Here is a 15,259-nt window from a genome sequence, read left to right on the forward strand (position 1 = left end):
TATTGACAAAGAATTTTTTTTGAGTCAATATAAATAAGTAATCTTTATAAAGTATATAAATAAAGTGGTTTAATCAGTATTCTTGTGTTCATTTACTCTCAATTTATATGCAGGGAAGGGATCTATTTATGGCAACTTGGTTTCTTATCATTATCTACCTTGCGTTTATCAGTCTGGGGATTCCGGACTCCTTGCTAGGTTCAGCCTGGCCAGTCATGTGGCCTGAACTTGGTGCCTCGTTTGGGTCAGCAGGAATTCTATCGATGGTCGTTGCAGGGGGAACTATCGTTTCAAGCTTGGCAAGCGGCACGGTTATTCAAAAATGGGGAACAGGCAAGGTTACATTAATTAGCTGTTGTCTAACTGCCGGAGCACTCCTTGGATTTTCCTACGCACCTTCATTGATATGGCTCGTCATTCTTGCCATTCCTCTGGGTTTAGGGGCTGGAGCCGTTGATGCTGCACTGAATCATTATGTCGCAGAGCATTACAAAGCACACCATATGAACTGGCTGCACTGTTTCTGGGGGGTGGGCGCGACAACGGGGCCTATCATTATGTCATATTACATTGCGGAACATCATTCCTGGAGAAGCGGATATACAGCTGTAGCCGTCGTCCAGTGTTGTCTCGTCCTGATTTTGTTTGCCACGTTGCCGTTGTGGAAGCGTGTTGCTGCAAGTCGGGAGAGTGCAAGTATGAACAACGAATCAGATAATGTGCAAGCAGACAACACGTTAGTACAGCGTGAGAACAGACCCGAACGGAATGTATTGAAGATTAAGGGAGTCAAAAACTCACTGATCGCATTTCTGTTTTATTGTGGCGTGGAGACAACGGTCGGTTTATGGGGGGCCAGTTATCTGGTAGGAGCAAGAAACATCTCGGCAGAAACGGCAGCTGGCTGGATCTCCTTATACTACGGAGGTATTACGATAGGCAGGTTGATTACAGGCTTTATCACGTTAAAAATAAAAAATCGGGTGTTAATTCTGGCTGGTCAAATGACCGCCATTGTGGGTGGGATCATTTTATTGCTTCCATTATCGATTTCGTTTGCGCTGGCTGGATTTATGCTGATTGGATTGGGGCTTGCACCCATCTATCCCGGACTTCTTCATGAAACTCCAGCTCGATTCGGCAAAGCGAATTCTGCCCGATTAATGGGATACCAAATGGCACTGGCATACACAGGAACCACATTGCTTCCTCCGCTTTTTGGCGTTCTTGCTGCGAAAACCAATATCGGCTTTTTCCCGCTGGTTGTTCTTATTTTCCTTATCTTAATGCTGGCAAGCTCAGAGCAAGTGAATCGTATTTTGAAAAAGAGGATTCTGAATGGCTAGATAAAAAAAGGGAGGGCTTAACATGCTAGCATTAATATTGTTATGCTTGATCGTATATGTGGGGGCATACGCATGTCTGGCTGCGTCCAAGCAGCCCATGGATGTAAAACCTGTGCGGTCGTTCGATGATTTCTTCGAGTAAGCGATAGATTTTCCATTTAAAAAATAATACACAAAAAAAGCGAGGAACAACTCTCGCTTTTTTTGTTGTGCAGAATCATTACAGTTCATAGAGCTGCTCGTATTTATCCGTTAAGTAACGAATCAATGGAGCGGTATCAATACTTTTTCCGGTGATGGACTTAATTAGCTCGTCCGCCGATCTTGATTTACCAAATTGATGAATATGTGTTGTCAGCCATCCGGTAATCGTCTCGATATGATCTGATTCAATCAAATGATCATAATCGGGAAGTTCGCGGCGGATGACTTTGTGTATTTGTGCTGCGTAGACAAACCCGAGTGTATAGGAAGGGAATAATCCAAATCCGGCGCTCCAGTGTCCATCCTGTAAAATGCCTTCCAGATGAGTCGGGGGACGAATGCCCAGATATTCCTCATATTTATCATTCCATGCTTCAGGCAATCCTTCGTAATCCACTTCTCCAGCAATAATGGCTTGTTCCAGCTCATACCGAATAATTAGATGCAGGTTGTAGGTAAGTTCATCGGCCTCAAAACGGTTAAACGTCGGTTTTACTGCATTTAAAGCAAAATAAAAGTCATCCAAACTCACATGGCCAAACGTTTCAGGTTTGATTTTTTGCAAAATAAAATAGTTATTTTCCCAGAAGCCTTTGTGTCTGCCAATGAATTTCTCGAAAAAGATCGATTGGGATTCATGAATGCCGTACGAAGTGAAGATCCCAAGTCCGGTATGTATCAGGTTGGGGTCAATATTCTGTGTATAGAGAGAGTGACCTCCTTCATGTAATGCACTCCACAATGAAACGCGAACGTCATTTTCAACAAATTTGGCTGCGAGCCGTGCATCGTAAGGATTGATGGCAGAACTGAATGGGTGCACGGTTGCACCGAATTGCCCGGCATCAAAGTCGTAGCGAATGGCTTGTAACAGCTCGATCCCAAGCTGCCGCTGCTGTTCAAGTGGGAAGGGATGAGTGAATATGGATGTGTCCGGTTGTTTAGCGGAAGATGTGACACGACGGATTAGCGGTATTAGAGCGGATTTCAGCTCACTGAAAATGCGATCCAACGTTACCTTATCAAGGTCAGGATCAAACTGCTGCACGAGTGGATCGTATGCATGCTGCTCGTATCCCCAGTATCCGGCAAATTTCAAGCTTGCATCGAAGATCTGTTTCAAATGCGGAGCGAAAATGGAAAAATCATTGGCAGCTCTGGCTTCCAGCCAAGCGGCGTTTGCAAGACCTTGCTGCTGTACAAATGCCTGATATTCCTCTATTGGAATGGCACTCCTGCGTTTATACGTTTTCCAATGCTCTGCAATAATTCGCTTGGATAGCTCATCAAGGTCCTCTTGTTGTGCTGCGTCCTCTAGTCGCAAACCGAAATCAGCATCGGTCTGTATCTTGAATAGTTCTCCAGCCAATGTTGCTTTGGCTCGTGCGGCGTAGGATGCGCCCTTTCGAGGTGCCCCTGTGCGAGCATCCCAGGCAAGCAGGGTTTGTACCTGTTTGTAATGTTCGACCTTCTCGATATGCTCCTCCAGTTTGGCATCCAAGCGTTGTATCGTTGTCATGTTCATGACTCCTTCCAGATAAAGGATGAAATTTAAGTTGTATATTACCATCGGAATAGTTGGAAGTACAGAGAATCACGCTTTTTCGTAGATTACAAAAAATGAATCAACACATTACTATTGCTTATTTTACAAAAGACCTCTGTTCCCTTAGCCTGAAAATACCAATTTCACTAATCCGACATGAACACTTGTATATCACTCGGGATAGTGAAATCGGATTTAACATTATGCATGAGAGCGAGAGGGGTTACATGATGAGAAAACATACCAAGCCTGCTTTAATGATGATTCTGGTATTCCTGCTTCTGGCAGGTTGCGCTTCAGGTGGAGAAGGTCAGCAGAGTACACAAGCCTCTTCAACAACCGGTGAAAGTTCGTCACAGCAGACATCGGCTGAAGGAAAGACAGGCGGGACGCTGAACATTGGTTATCCAACACAACCGGTCACACTGGATGCACATGTGTCTTCCAATACAGCGGTCAAGGATATTTCACGCGAGATCTATGAGCAACTGGTAACGTTGGATAAAGATGCACAGGTCATTCCGCTGCTGGCAGAATCTTATGAGATCAGCGACGACAAATTATCCTATACATTCCATCTGCGCCAAGGTGTGAAGTTTCATAATGGCAAGGAACTGCAAGCGGAGGACGTTGTTGCTTCCCTGAATCGCTGGATCAAACTGTCTAGTCATGGTAAAGCAAACTTTGTGGGTGCCGAGGCCAAAGAAACGGACCCGTATACCGTCGTACTTCAATTGAAAACACCATTTCTGCTAACACTGCAACTGCTTGCTGATCCGATTCCCGCAGCTGCGATCTACCCGAAAGAAGTGGTTGATGAAGCAGATGATAAAGGGATCAAATCATTCATCGGTACAGGTCCGTTTCAACTGGAGGAGTGGAAGCAGGATCAGTATATTCATTTGAAAAAATATGACGATTACTCTGCCCGTACCGAGCCGAGTGATGGAGCAGGCGGCAAAAAGGAAGCGCTGGTCGATGACTTGTACTTCCGCTTCGTTACAGACGAGTCGACCCGTCTTGCCGGGATTACTTCCGGGGAATATGACATTGCACTGAATATCTCTGTGGATAATGAACAGCAGATCGCGGACAATCCTGACTTGCAAACCTTCCTCAGTCCGGGAGGTATGATTGGATATTTCTATAACAGCAATGACGGCTTGTTCAAGAACGTCAAACTTCGTCAGGCTGTCAATGCCATTCAGAATGTGGATGACATACTGACTTCGGCATTCCGTGATCCACAATTTTATGTGAAGACATCCTCTCTGGTTCTACCGGAATATCCGAACTGGTATTCGGAAGCAGGCAAGGAATCGTACAGCCAGGCAAACGCGGATAAAGCAAAGCAACTGCTTCAAGAAGCAGGCTATAACGGCGAAGAAATCAAAATTTTCACGACGAGAGATTATGTGGATCAATATAACGTAGCCGTTGTTTTACAACAGGAGCTGGAGTCGATTGGTGTCAAGGTCAAGCTGGATGTCTATGATTGGCCTACATTGCAGGAAAAACTCGGGACAGGCACCGGGTGGGATATCTACCCAATGAGTTATGCGTTCCGGCCTACGTTCTACCAATATGCGTTCTGGGGAGGCGGAGCAGGGCTGCTGAAAAGCGAGAAAATGAGCGAGCTTCTTCAAGGAATCCGAACATCTGATTCAGTAGAAGCCGCAAGGCCACTCATTGATGAATTGCAACAATTTGTATGGACCGAAGTTCCATTTTCTCAGATCGGGCATACAAAGCAGGTAACAGCGTTATCAAAAAATATCAGTGGTTTCCAGAATGTTTTGGGCCCGATCTTCTGGAATACAACCAATAACAAGTAGTTAAAAGGAAAGGGCAGCGGGGAGAAGGCGTAGTATGGCTTCCTCAGGATTACGCCTTCCCGATTGTCATTGGAAAGTGAGGTGGACCTCATATGGGTGGATATATTGTTCGCCGGTTATTGTCTTTGATCCCTGTCCTGTTTGTAGTGGCAATTGTGGTATTCTCTATCATTCATGTCACACCAGGGGATCCCGCTGCAATTCTGTTGGGTGAAGAGGCAAGCAAAGTCGATATTGATGAGCTAAGAAGCAAGCTTGGTTTGGACAGACCCATCTATGAGCAATTCGGCATTTGGTTGCTAGGACTGTTATCCGGGAATTTGGGGGAGTCCATCTTTCTGGACAAGCCTGTAACAGAGGCTTTTTTTGAACGACTGGCGCCTACGTTATCCCTTGCGATCATTGCCCAAGTGATCGGTGTATTCTTGGCGTTATTCCTCGGCATTACAGCGGTCAAGCGAAGAGGGACCATCGTGGACCAATCGGTGATGGGTTTTTCCATGCTGGGCATTTCCATTCCTAGTTTTCTGCTGGGGTCACTGCTGGTCATGTTCTTTAGCGTGAAGCTGCGCTGGCTTCCCGTTGCAGGGTATCAACCGCTAAGTGAGGGGCTGTGGCAGCATATCAAATACCTGTTGTTACCGGGCATTGTGCTTGGCATCATTCAGGCAGCTCTCATTACCCGAATGACAAGATCCTCCATCCTGGATGTGATGTCCGGCAATTTTATCAAGACCGCCAAAGCCAAGGGAGTCAAAGAAAAAACGATTGTGTATACACATGCGTTACGCGTTGCGTTTATCCCCATTCTCACGGTTATTGGGGAATCATTCGGAGGACTGGTTACTGGCGCTGCGGTTATAGAAACGCTATTTAATATTCCGGGAGTGGGACAGCTCATCGTCAATTCCATTAGCCGAAGAGACTATTCTGTTATTCAGGGCTCGGTGCTGCTGGTCACGGTGGCTTATGTGTTCGTAAATCTAATCGTTGACTTGTTATATGGGTTAGTCGATCCACGTGTTCGATTAAGTAAGAAATAAACGGGAGGTGGATACAACTTGATAACCAATGTGAAAACCACCATCGCTCCGTCAGGACTTCGCAAAGAGAAGAGCAGACGCATCGCATTTAGGCGTTTCTTGAATAATCAGTTACTAACGACAGGTGCGTTCATCCTGCTTGTTGTTGTGCTGCTGGTGATCATTGGCCCAATGATTACACCTTACGGGCCGTTACAGATTGATCCGGTGAATCGACTCAAAGGTCCGAGCGGGCAGCACATATTTGGCACAGATAACTTTGGACGTGATGTATTCACTCGCGCTGTATATGGTTTGCGTATTTCGGTTGCGGTTGGTTTCGCTGTTACGGCCGTTTCTTCTTTCATCGGTATGATTGTGGGGCTGTTATCTGCAAGTTATTCGCTGCTGGATCACATCTTTATGCGTATCTGTGATGGTTTGTTTGCATTTCCGTCCATTTTGCTGGCCATCTCCATCATGGCTGCTCTCGGCCCAAATCCGGGCAACGTCATTATTGCCCTAAGTATTATCTTCATTCCGTCGATGGCCCGGATTATTCGTTCCAAGGCGCTGGTCATTCGGGAGTTGACTTATATCGAAGCGTTGCATGCACAGGGAGCCAGCAGTTGGCGCATCATATGGATTCATATGGCTCCTAACACGCTATCTCCGCTCATCATCCAATCCAGCTTTATTTTTGCCGTATCGATCCTGACGGAAGCTTCTCTAAGTTTTCTTGGAGCGGGAATTCCTTCCCCGTCCCCAAGTCTCGGGAATATGCTTTTTGACGGCAAAACAGTGATTTATAACGCTTGGTGGATGACGGTCTTCCCGGGCATTTTCCTGGTGCTCGTTGTACTGGGTCTGAACCTGTTCGGCGATGGCCTTAGAGATCTGCTCGACCCGCATGCGAATAAGGTGAAGAGGGGGAGACGTCGTGGGAAAACAACCGCTGCTTGAGGTGAAGGACCTGAAAGTGTCCATTTCAACCGAAAAAGGAACAATTCATCCGGTGGAAGGCGTATCCTTCCACGTCCTTGCCGGGGAGACGCTGGGCATCGTAGGCGAGTCCGGCTGCGGGAAAAGCGTAACCGCCGAGTCCATTCTCAGACTGTTTGATGAAGATTACGTGGATTACTCGGGTGAAGTACTCTACGACGGAATCGATCTCTTAAGCTTGTCCAAAAGGCAAATGGAACGCATACGTGGCAATGAACTCTCCATGATCTTTCAAGACCCCATGTCTTCCCTGAATCCTGTTCAGACGATTGGCAAACAAATTGCCGAAAGCTTGAAGCTGCATCAAGGCATGAAGGGCAGACAGGCGCGTCTTGCTGCCGTGGATCTGCTGCGTATGACAGGGATCCCCTCACCGGAAAAGAGAGTGGATGAACATCCGCACGAAATTTCGGGAGGTATGCGACAACGGGTCATGATTGCCATGGCGCTTGCCTGTAATCCGAAACTGCTTATCGCAGATGAACCGACAACGGCACTGGATGTGACGATTCAGGCTCAGATACTGGAGCTGATCGAAAGTCTGCAAGCGAAGACCGGGCTTGGTGTCATCCTGATAACACATGATCTGGGTGTAGTCGCAGAGACGTGTACGAGAGTGGCCGTCATGTATCTTGGACAGGTCGTGGAGGAGGCGAGTGTGGATGATTTATTTTTCAATCCCCAGCATCCGTATACGTCAGGTTTAATGAAATCTATTCCCCGTATTGATGACGAACAGCACAGCAAGCTACACGTCATTGAGGGAACAGTACCCGCGCTGCATCAGGTTCCGACAGGCTGCAGATTCGCTCCAAGATGCGCTTATGCAGATGAACAATGCCTGCAAGCAGCGCCTTCCTTGAAACAGATGGACGAGAACCATTCGGTGCGCTGCTGGTATCCCGGAATAGCAACGATTCAGGAGGAGACACATGAACTCGAAATCATTGGTTGAGTCGAAGCCGCTGCCGCTGCCGCTGCTACAGGTTAGCAATCTGAACAAACATTTTCCTGTTCGATCTTCTTTTGGCAGAACCAAGGGGCAGGTCAAGGCAGTTAACGGGGTGTCCTTTGACATCCACACAGGAGAAACCTTTGGCCTGGTAGGGGAATCCGGTTGCGGTAAAAGCACACTTGGTCGGTCGATTCTCAGACTTGTTGAGCCAACGTCCGGGGAAGCATTTTATGAGGGCACTGATATTCTGGGGTTAAGCAAAAAAGAATTGCGAAGTTATAGGCAGCATATGCAGATGGTATTTCAGGACCCATACACCTCGCTGGACCCTCGTAAACGCATCGGATACTCCATTGAAGAACCGTTATTGATCCACAAGAAGGGCAACAAACGGGCCAGAATGGAAACAGCCATGTCGTTGCTGCGCAAAGTTGGATTCAGTGAAGAACATTACGAGCGGTTTCCCCATGAATTTTCAGGTGGTCAGCGTCAACGGCTGGGAATCGCCAAAGCGTTGGCCCTTGGGCCGAAGCTCATTATATGTGATGAACCCGTATCGGCGCTGGACGTGTCGATTCAGTCCCAGGTCATTAATTTGCTGGAAGAGGTTCAGAAAGAACTCGGCATCTCCTACTTATTCATTGCACATGACCTTAGCGTTGTACGGCATATTGCGGACCGCATCGGTGTGATGTATTTGGGCGAGATGGTGGAGCAGGGACCCGCGGAAGCTTTGTTCGCCGATCCTCTACATCCCTATACCAAATCATTATTGTCTGCGGTACCTATCCCGAATCCCCGTGCCAAGAGAGAAAGGGTCATATTAAGCGGTGAAATTCCATCGCCACTTCATCCGCCTGCAGGCTGTGTTTTTCATACCCGATGCCCTTACGTTATGGAGTCATGCCGACAGGTTGTTCCACAGAAACGATTCGTCGCTCCAAACCGTGAAGTGCAGTGTCATTTATACGATGAATAGAGGAGGAATGAAACAATGAGTTTTCGTAGTTCAGCCGAAAAGTGGAAGGACGAGGCAATTCGGCTTCGCCGCCAAATTCACCAGAATCCGGAGCTTGGTCACCAGGAGTTTGAAACGGCCAAGCTGGTAGCCCAATTCTTGGTGGATGCTGGCCTTGAAGTACAGACGGGTGTTGGCGGTACAGGGGTTGTTGGGCTTTTGAAAGGTGGACGTGAGGGAAGAACCATTGGAATTCGCGCCGATATGGATGCACTGCCTATTGAAGAAAAGACAGGATTGCCTTATGCCAGTGTTCGCGAAGGGGTGATGCATGCTTGCGGGCATGATGTGCATACGGCCATTCTTCTTGGGACAGCAGCGGCATTAAGTGAGCACAGGGATGAGCTTCAGGGAACGGTGAAGTTTATATTTCAGCCTGCAGAGGAAGTTCAGGGAGGCGCTACGGATCTGATTGATGCAGGTGTATTGCATAATCCGGAAGTGAATGCGATCATTGCGCTCCACGTGTGGCCGGATTTGCCTGCTGGCAAGATTGGTTTGAGAAAAGGGGCCATGCTGGCAGCGGCAGATGCTTTTGATATACGAGTGACGGGAAAAGGCGGACATGCTGCCTATCCGCATCGAACCGTCGATCCGGTCATCATTGCAGCCCAGATTATAACTGCATTGCAAACGGTAGTATCCCGAAACTTGTCTCCGCTTGATTCTTCCGTCATCTCGATTACGAAACTGCAAAGCAATAGCAATGCTTATAACGTTATCGCTGGGGAGGTCCAACTCAGAGGTACCATTCGTACGCACAATCCTGAGACGCGTGAAGCAGTGCCCGTATATATGAAGCGACTCATTGAGACCATTGCGGAAGGGTTCGGTGGAAAAGCGGAATTTGATTACTACCGCGGCGGTTCTCCTGTAATAAACGATGATCATATTGTCGATGTGATTGAACAGGCAGCGGCAGATACTATTGGCCGGGAAGCCGTGGTGTATCTGAAGGAGCCATCCATGGGCGCCGAAGATTTTGGTGCATATCTCGAATATGTGCCGGGTGCCATATTCCGGCTCGGCACGATTACAGAAGAAGATGCCCGATCAGAGCTGCCCCTTCACAGTGATTCCATTATTTTTGATGAGCAAGCGATTGTTACAGGAATATCGGTTCTTGGAGAAGCAGCCATCCGTTATTTGAACCAGAGCAGTGATGATGAATCAAGGGTTGCCCTGGGTGTTGCAGCAGGCAATGAGGACAGGGGGGATCGACATGGCTAATTTGCAGTCACAGTCGGAGGTGGATTCCATACTGCAAGAAATCGACCGTGATCTGCTGCTTGAATACAATAGGCAGATTGCGAAGGAAATTCGTTTGTCGGGTTCCGAAGAGGAACTGCGGGCTTTCCATTATATTAAGGAACAGTTTGAGGAATTTGGGTTGACCACAGAGCTTACGTTTAACAAAGCCTACATCAGTATTCCTGTCAGAGCAGAACTTAAGGTCGGAGGCATTTCTTTTGCAGCTATTACACATTCCATGTCAGCCCAGGCGGAACGTTTGAGCACGCTTTTGAGATTCATAGAGCTAAAGGATACAGACCAGAGCGTCTGGGCCAATCAAGTGACAGGTCATGCGGTGATCGTTCACGGACTTGCGAATGGGCCCACGATATATCGTTTGCAGCAGTTGGGTGCAGTAGCGGTCATATTTATCAATAGTGGGGCGTACACGCATGAAATGATCGTTTCCTCCGTGTGGGGAAATCCGACACCGGAGGATGATGGCTATCCGTCCATTCCGGTTCTGTCGGTCAACCATTCGGATGGAGAGCAGATCAAGTCTTTAATCGCCGCGGAAGAAAGAGAGACTCTAGAGATTACACTGACCGCGGAAGTGCGCACAGACTGGGTGAACATTCCTACCCTGGTTGCTGAGATAAAGGGGAGGGAAGAACCCGAATCCTTTGTGCTGTTTAGCGGACATGTGGATTCATGGCATTATGGCGCGATGGATAACGGCTCTGCCAATGCAGTCATGGTGGAGACGGCACGGGTATTATCATTGCATCGTGACAATCTGCGACGCTCCGTTCGATTCGCATTTTGGTCAGGCCATTCCCATGGCAGATATGCCGGCTCTGCGTTATACAGCGATCTTCATTGGGAAGATTTGCACGAAAATGGGGTGCTGCATATCAATATTGATTCCGTTGGCGCCAAGGGTGCGAGTCATCTCGGTGCAGCAAATACAATGGCAGAGACACGGACACTATGTGCAGATGCCATACGTATCGTCACAGATGAACCCTTTCGTGGTTCTCCATTTGGGAGGTCGGGAGATCAGTCATTTTGGGGTGCTGGACTTCCGTCTGCTTTTATGGGTCTGTCCTATCAGCCGGAGGGCTGGTTCGGCTGGTGGTGGCATACGCCAGAGGATACGTTGGACAAAATTGACGGGAATTATCTGGCTCGTGATTGCAAAGTGTACGTAGCAGCCGTCTATCAGATTGCCTCTTCTCCCCTTATTCCAATTGATCAGAGACAGGCGATCCGAACCCTTTCCGAACGAATCGGCTATTATACAGAGCTTATCGGAGACAAGCTTGATCTTTCGCGCTTAACAAGCAGGATCCAGCAGCTACAGAATGCCACGGATCATTTCTATGACCGCATAGGTTCCTTCTCCCTTCCAGTTGCTTCCGTTACAGAAGCGAACCGAACGATATTGTCACTTAGCAGATGGCTGGTTCCCATCAATTATGTTCGAAGCAGCTGGTATGATCATGATCCCGCAGGCAGTCATTCACTTGTGCCTGCGCTGTCAGACATCGAACTTCTGGCGGCAGCCGAAGTAGGAAGTGAAGCCTTTTTCAAACTAAAAACATCACTTATACGTCAGGTGAATCGAATTGGTTATGAAATAAAGCAGGCAGAGCGACTTGTAGTAGAGGCCGAAAAGAATCTCGTTTTGAGTTAACACCAGGTGATGCAGCCTGTTTACAGCAAGAACATCATGTTTAGAGGAGCGACTCTCATGCCTGAACGAACATTTGCAGGGAAAAAGGTAGTCATTACCGGAGCGGCAGGTGTCTTTGGCCAATGGATTGCGCAAGCATACGCCGCCGAAGGCGCGAGCCTTTATCTGTCCGATATCCGGGAGGATGCGCTACGAAATACAGTAGATAAGCTGAAGCAGGAGGGAGTGGATGTTCACGGGCATGTAACGAATCTTGTGGATGAACACTCCATTAATGAATTGGTTCAAGTGGTCGAACAGCAATGGGAAGCGCCGGATATCGTCATCAATAATGCGGGAATATATCCATACCGCACACTCATGAACATGACGCTTCAACATTGGAATGAGACGATGGATCTAAATCTGGCAGCACCATTCCTGCTTACTCAGCATTTTGCCAATCAGATGATTGCGAGCGAGGTAGAAGGTTCCTTCATTAATATAAGCTCTGGAGCAGCTTCCACAGCAGGTGTCGGCATGGGGAATTATTCGGTGTCAAAAGTAGGGATCGAGATGCTGACCAAAACCTTTGCCCTGGAATTGTCGCCCTATCGCATTCGGGTTAATGCGGTTGTGCCGGGTTATGCACCCGGCAGCGAGGTTAGTGTGATGACGAAGGAGCATACGGAACATATGATCAAAATTACACCGCTAGGCCGGACATCAGGTCCGGATGACTCTCCCCAAGCGATATTGTATCTGACTTCTGACCAGGCTTCATTTATTACAGGTAGTATACTAACGGTAGATGGTGGACGTACGGCAGGCAGACTCAAGTAGCCGACTGCACCCTGAAAAAGAAAATACAATGGCAGCTGGTGAGTCCATTACGGCATAGCCAGCTGGGAAGGGAGTTCAAATTCAGGAACATATAAATTGCTTTGAAGAAGCGCTGCTCGAATGTCCAGCATCAGCTTTTCGCTGGCGGAGCCAAGCGGTATATTTCGTTTACGCAAAATGCCTGCAATGGGCCCGACCCTCAGATCGGCAATTTTTTGAATAACGGTACCGGGAATGGTTGGGCAGATTGTTGCAATCGGAGCAATGGTTATGCCTAATTTGGCTTGTACATAATACTTGTGAGAGCGGATATTGCTTATTTCTATTCCCTGATAATCGCTGTCGATTTTCTCGGCCAATAGCTGCTCAATGCGGATGCGAATCGGGCAATTGGGGGGCGTGAACAAAAATTGTTGTCCTTTCAGATCTGCCAAATGGATTTCATCATCCTGAGCAAATGGATGTGAATCATACAACAGCAACGCCATCGGTTCAAAAAGCAGAGGTTGAAACTCGGTATCCATACTCGTCTCAGGAGAAGGGCAGACGGCAAAGTCAAGCTGCTCATCAATTAGCAGTTCATTAAGCAGCTTGCTGTCTCCGATGCGCACGCTAAGCTTAATCTTCGGATTCTGTTTCACAAAAGAAGACAGAATAGCAGGAAGCCGGTGGCTGGCTGTTGGCTCGGATACTCCGATTCGTACAAATCCCGCTTGTCCCTGTTGAATGTCGGTGATCGTATTGGTCAAATATTCGTATTCTTTAAGTAGCTGATCTGCTCTGGCGTAAAATATTTTCCCCGCTTCGGTCAATTTAATCTTTTTGCCTCTATCCAGTAATTTCATACCGAGATCGGCCTCAAGTTTCTGCATATGCAGCGTAATTGCGGGTTGTGAATACTGCAAAGCCTCTGCTGCCTGTTGAAAGCTCCCGAGCTTTACAATCGTTTGAAAGGTCTTGATCATTCGCATTTCCATGGCAAACACCTTTCTATTCATTATTGTAACGATCAGTATATCATGACTAATACTCACTATTCCAATAGGAAATTATGTTTTTGCGTTGTGATCAAGAATAATTTGATCCTGCTCTTTCCCATGCACTAAATGTATAACGCTTTCATCAGAATTGGCTCAAATATTAGGTTGACAGTACTTTTTGAAACGGTTTTAATTATATAGACCGATTGTTATAATTCATTTAAGGATGTGGCTTTATTGAGTGAAAAGTCTAATGCTAGAGAACTAATAGTCAGCACAGCAGCCAGACTGTTTTTTTCACAAGGATATCATGCGACCGGTCTAAATCAGATTATTAAGGAGAGCAGTACGCCGAAAGGCTCGTTATATCATTATTTCCCACATGGCAAGGAAGAGCTCGCTCACGAGTGCATTCAAAAAGCCAATGAAAATATCCTTCAGAAGTTTGAAGAAATATTTGTAGCCCATGACAATACGGGGGATGCCATTCAGCAATTTATTCATGACTTAGCGATTGAAACGGAAGCGGCAGGTTTTACGGGTTTTCTTCCATTTAGTTTCTGGGCAGCCGTGGAGACCTCCTGCATCAGTCAACAATTGCGAATTGCCTGTCAGGATGTGTTTGCAGGATGGCAGCAAATCATTACGAAACATCTGATATTGGATGGCATAGGTGAAAAGAAAGCACAGGAGATGGGACTTCTCGTCATTTCCTTAATGGAGGGCGCATTGATTATCAGCCTGACCAACCAGGACAAACAGCCTTTGCTGACGGCTGCTGATTATTTGTCCCTTGTGGCGAAGAATGCAAGAGAGAAGCAATAAGCTTCGTAAAGAGAAAAATAGAAATCGTCAGATTGTTTGAGGAGGATGGGATTGTGGAGGCTTCCATGAAAGCTGGTTCTGTACAGGATCAACAAGAAACAAAACAATATAAAGTATTTCCGATTTTATTCGCCATGCTGCTCAGCGGCTTTATTGGTCTGTTCGGTGAAACAGCACTAAATGTGGCATTGACACCGCTTATGGGCTTGCTCGAAGTTGGACCTACTACGATCCAATGGTTAACGACAGGTTATCTGCTCGTTTTGGGTATTTTGGTGCCGATTTCCGGTATGCTGTTGCAATGGTTTTCGACGAGACAGTTGTTCACAACTTCTCTGATTTTCTCGATTGCAGGAACACTTGTTGCTGCTATTGCACCGAGCTTTGAAATTCTGTTGGTGGCACGGGTATTGCAAGCTGTAGGTACAGCTCTGTTACTGCCGCTAATGTTCAACACCATATTGGTTATATTCCCGATTGAAAAGCGTGGCGCTGCCATGGGCTTGATCGGTTTGGTTATCATGTTTGCGCCAGCAAGTGGTCCGAGTATCTCGGGTCTGATTCTGGCAAATCTAAGCTGGCACTGGATTTTCTGGATCTCTTTGCCGTTCTTCTTCATCTCACTGGTATGTGGCTTGCTGTTCTTACCGAATATTTCGAAATTGACCAAGCCCAAAATTGATGTTCTTTCTATTGTACTTTCGACACTTGGCTTTGGTGGAATCGTGTACGGATTCAGTAGTGCCGGAGGACATGGAGAGAGTGGCGGTGGCTG

General features: G+C 47.2%; 12 protein-coding genes and 1 pseudogene. 11 read left to right on the forward strand and 2 right to left on the reverse strand.

Going from position 1 to position 15,259, the window contains the following annotated elements:
- Nucleotides 1-128: 128 nt before the first annotated feature.
- Nucleotides 129-1,346: an MFS transporter gene (locus AMS66_RS18360; protein WP_053782173.1), complete on the forward strand. Its 1,218-nt coding sequence runs from the start codon at nt 129-131 to the stop codon at nt 1,344-1,346.
- A gap of 220 nt (nt 1,347-1,566) precedes the next feature.
- Here AMS66_RS18360 and AMS66_RS18365 read toward each other — a convergent pair whose 3' ends face one another.
- A complete protein-coding gene (locus AMS66_RS18365) occupies nt 1,567-3,069 on the reverse strand; it encodes a carboxypeptidase M32 (protein ID WP_053782174.1) in 1,503 nt (500 codons plus the stop codon).
- 254 nt (nt 3,070-3,323) lie between these two features.
- Here AMS66_RS18365 and AMS66_RS18370 point away from each other — a divergent pair, with 254 nt between their 5' ends.
- From AMS66_RS18370 to AMS66_RS18405, 8 genes are all read left to right on the forward strand, one after another.
- Nucleotides 3,324-4,931 carry an ABC transporter substrate-binding protein gene (locus tag AMS66_RS18370; RefSeq protein ID WP_082350770.1) on the forward strand — a complete coding sequence of 536 codons (1,608 nt, stop codon included), beginning with the start codon at nt 3,324-3,326 and terminating at the stop codon, nt 4,929-4,931.
- Nucleotides 4,932-5,023: 92 nt separating this feature from the next.
- Nucleotides 5,024-5,974: an ABC transporter permease gene (locus tag AMS66_RS18375; protein WP_053782176.1), complete on the forward strand. Its 951-nt coding sequence runs from the start codon at nt 5,024-5,026 to the stop codon at nt 5,972-5,974.
- Between the two features lie 18 nt (nt 5,975-5,992).
- Nucleotides 5,993-6,916 carry an ABC transporter permease gene (locus AMS66_RS18380; protein WP_082350771.1) on the forward strand — a complete coding sequence of 308 codons (924 nt, stop codon included), beginning with the start codon at nt 5,993-5,995 and terminating at the stop codon, nt 6,914-6,916.
- A complete protein-coding gene (locus tag AMS66_RS18385; RefSeq protein WP_053782177.1) occupies nt 6,894-7,910 on the forward strand; it encodes an ABC transporter ATP-binding protein in 1,017 nt (338 codons plus the stop codon). The genes AMS66_RS18380 and AMS66_RS18385 overlap by 23 nt, the downstream gene beginning before the upstream one ends.
- Nucleotides 7,888-8,889: an ABC transporter ATP-binding protein gene (locus tag AMS66_RS18390; protein ID WP_053782178.1), complete on the forward strand. Its 1,002-nt coding sequence runs from the start codon at nt 7,888-7,890 to the stop codon at nt 8,887-8,889. The genes AMS66_RS18385 and AMS66_RS18390 overlap by 23 nt, the downstream gene beginning before the upstream one ends.
- A 15-nt stretch (nt 8,890-8,904) precedes the next feature.
- Nucleotides 8,905-10,158 carry a M20 metallopeptidase family protein gene (locus AMS66_RS18395; RefSeq protein ID WP_053782179.1) on the forward strand — a complete coding sequence of 418 codons (1,254 nt, stop codon included), beginning with the start codon at nt 8,905-8,907 and terminating at the stop codon, nt 10,156-10,158.
- The gene (locus tag AMS66_RS18400) at nt 10,151-11,857 is read left to right on the forward strand and encodes a M28 family peptidase (protein WP_053782180.1); all 1,707 of its coding nucleotides are present in this window, start codon (nt 10,151-10,153) and stop codon (nt 11,855-11,857) included. Before AMS66_RS18395 ends, AMS66_RS18400 begins: the two co-directional genes overlap by 8 nt.
- Before the next feature lie 57 nt (nt 11,858-11,914).
- Nucleotides 11,915-12,679: an SDR family NAD(P)-dependent oxidoreductase gene (locus tag AMS66_RS18405; RefSeq protein WP_053782181.1), complete on the forward strand. Its 765-nt coding sequence runs from the start codon at nt 11,915-11,917 to the stop codon at nt 12,677-12,679.
- 47 nt (nt 12,680-12,726) lie between these two features.
- Here the strand turns inward: AMS66_RS18405 and AMS66_RS18410 are convergent, their stop codons facing one another.
- Nucleotides 12,727-13,644: a LysR family transcriptional regulator gene (locus AMS66_RS18410; protein ID WP_201782194.1), complete on the reverse strand. Its 918-nt coding sequence runs from the start codon at nt 13,642-13,644 to the stop codon at nt 12,727-12,729.
- Nucleotides 13,645-13,896: 252 nt separating this feature from the next.
- On the opposite strand from AMS66_RS18410, the gene AMS66_RS18415 reads away from it, so the two are divergent.
- Together AMS66_RS18415 and AMS66_RS18420 are read left to right on the forward strand one after the other, a co-directional pair.
- Nucleotides 13,897-14,484: a TetR/AcrR family transcriptional regulator gene (locus AMS66_RS18415; protein WP_053782183.1), complete on the forward strand. Its 588-nt coding sequence runs from the start codon at nt 13,897-13,899 to the stop codon at nt 14,482-14,484.
- A 65-nt stretch (nt 14,485-14,549) separates the two neighbouring features.
- Nucleotides 14,550-15,259, forward strand: a pseudogene (locus AMS66_RS18420) (MFS transporter); the annotation flags it as partial.

The sequence above is a fragment of the Paenibacillus xylanivorans genome (genome assembly GCF_001280595.1).
Taxonomy (GTDB): Bacteria; Bacillota; Bacilli; order Paenibacillales; family Paenibacillaceae; genus Paenibacillus; species Paenibacillus xylanivorans.

Coding starts and splice junctions, on each gene's coding strand:
- AMS66_RS18360 (WP_053782173.1), top strand. CDS start 129: ATGGCAACTTGGTTTCTTATCATTATCTACCTTGCGTTTATCAGTCTG.
- AMS66_RS18365 (WP_053782174.1), bottom strand. CDS start 3,069: ATGACAACGATACAACGCTTGGATGCCAAACTGGAGGAGCATATCGAG.
- AMS66_RS18370 (WP_082350770.1), top strand. CDS start 3,324: ATGATGAGAAAACATACCAAGCCTGCTTTAATGATGATTCTGGTATTC.
- AMS66_RS18375 (WP_053782176.1), top strand. CDS start 5,024: ATGGGTGGATATATTGTTCGCCGGTTATTGTCTTTGATCCCTGTCCTG.
- AMS66_RS18390 (WP_053782178.1), top strand. CDS start 7,888: ATGAACTCGAAATCATTGGTTGAGTCGAAGCCGCTGCCGCTGCCGCTG.
- AMS66_RS18395 (WP_053782179.1), top strand. CDS start 8,905: ATGAGTTTTCGTAGTTCAGCCGAAAAGTGGAAGGACGAGGCAATTCGG.
- AMS66_RS18400 (WP_053782180.1), top strand. CDS start 10,151: ATGGCTAATTTGCAGTCACAGTCGGAGGTGGATTCCATACTGCAAGAA.
- AMS66_RS18405 (WP_053782181.1), top strand. CDS start 11,915: ATGCCTGAACGAACATTTGCAGGGAAAAAGGTAGTCATTACCGGAGCG.
- AMS66_RS18410 (WP_201782194.1), bottom strand. CDS start 13,644: ATGATCAAGACCTTTCAAACGATTGTAAAGCTCGGGAGCTTTCAACAG.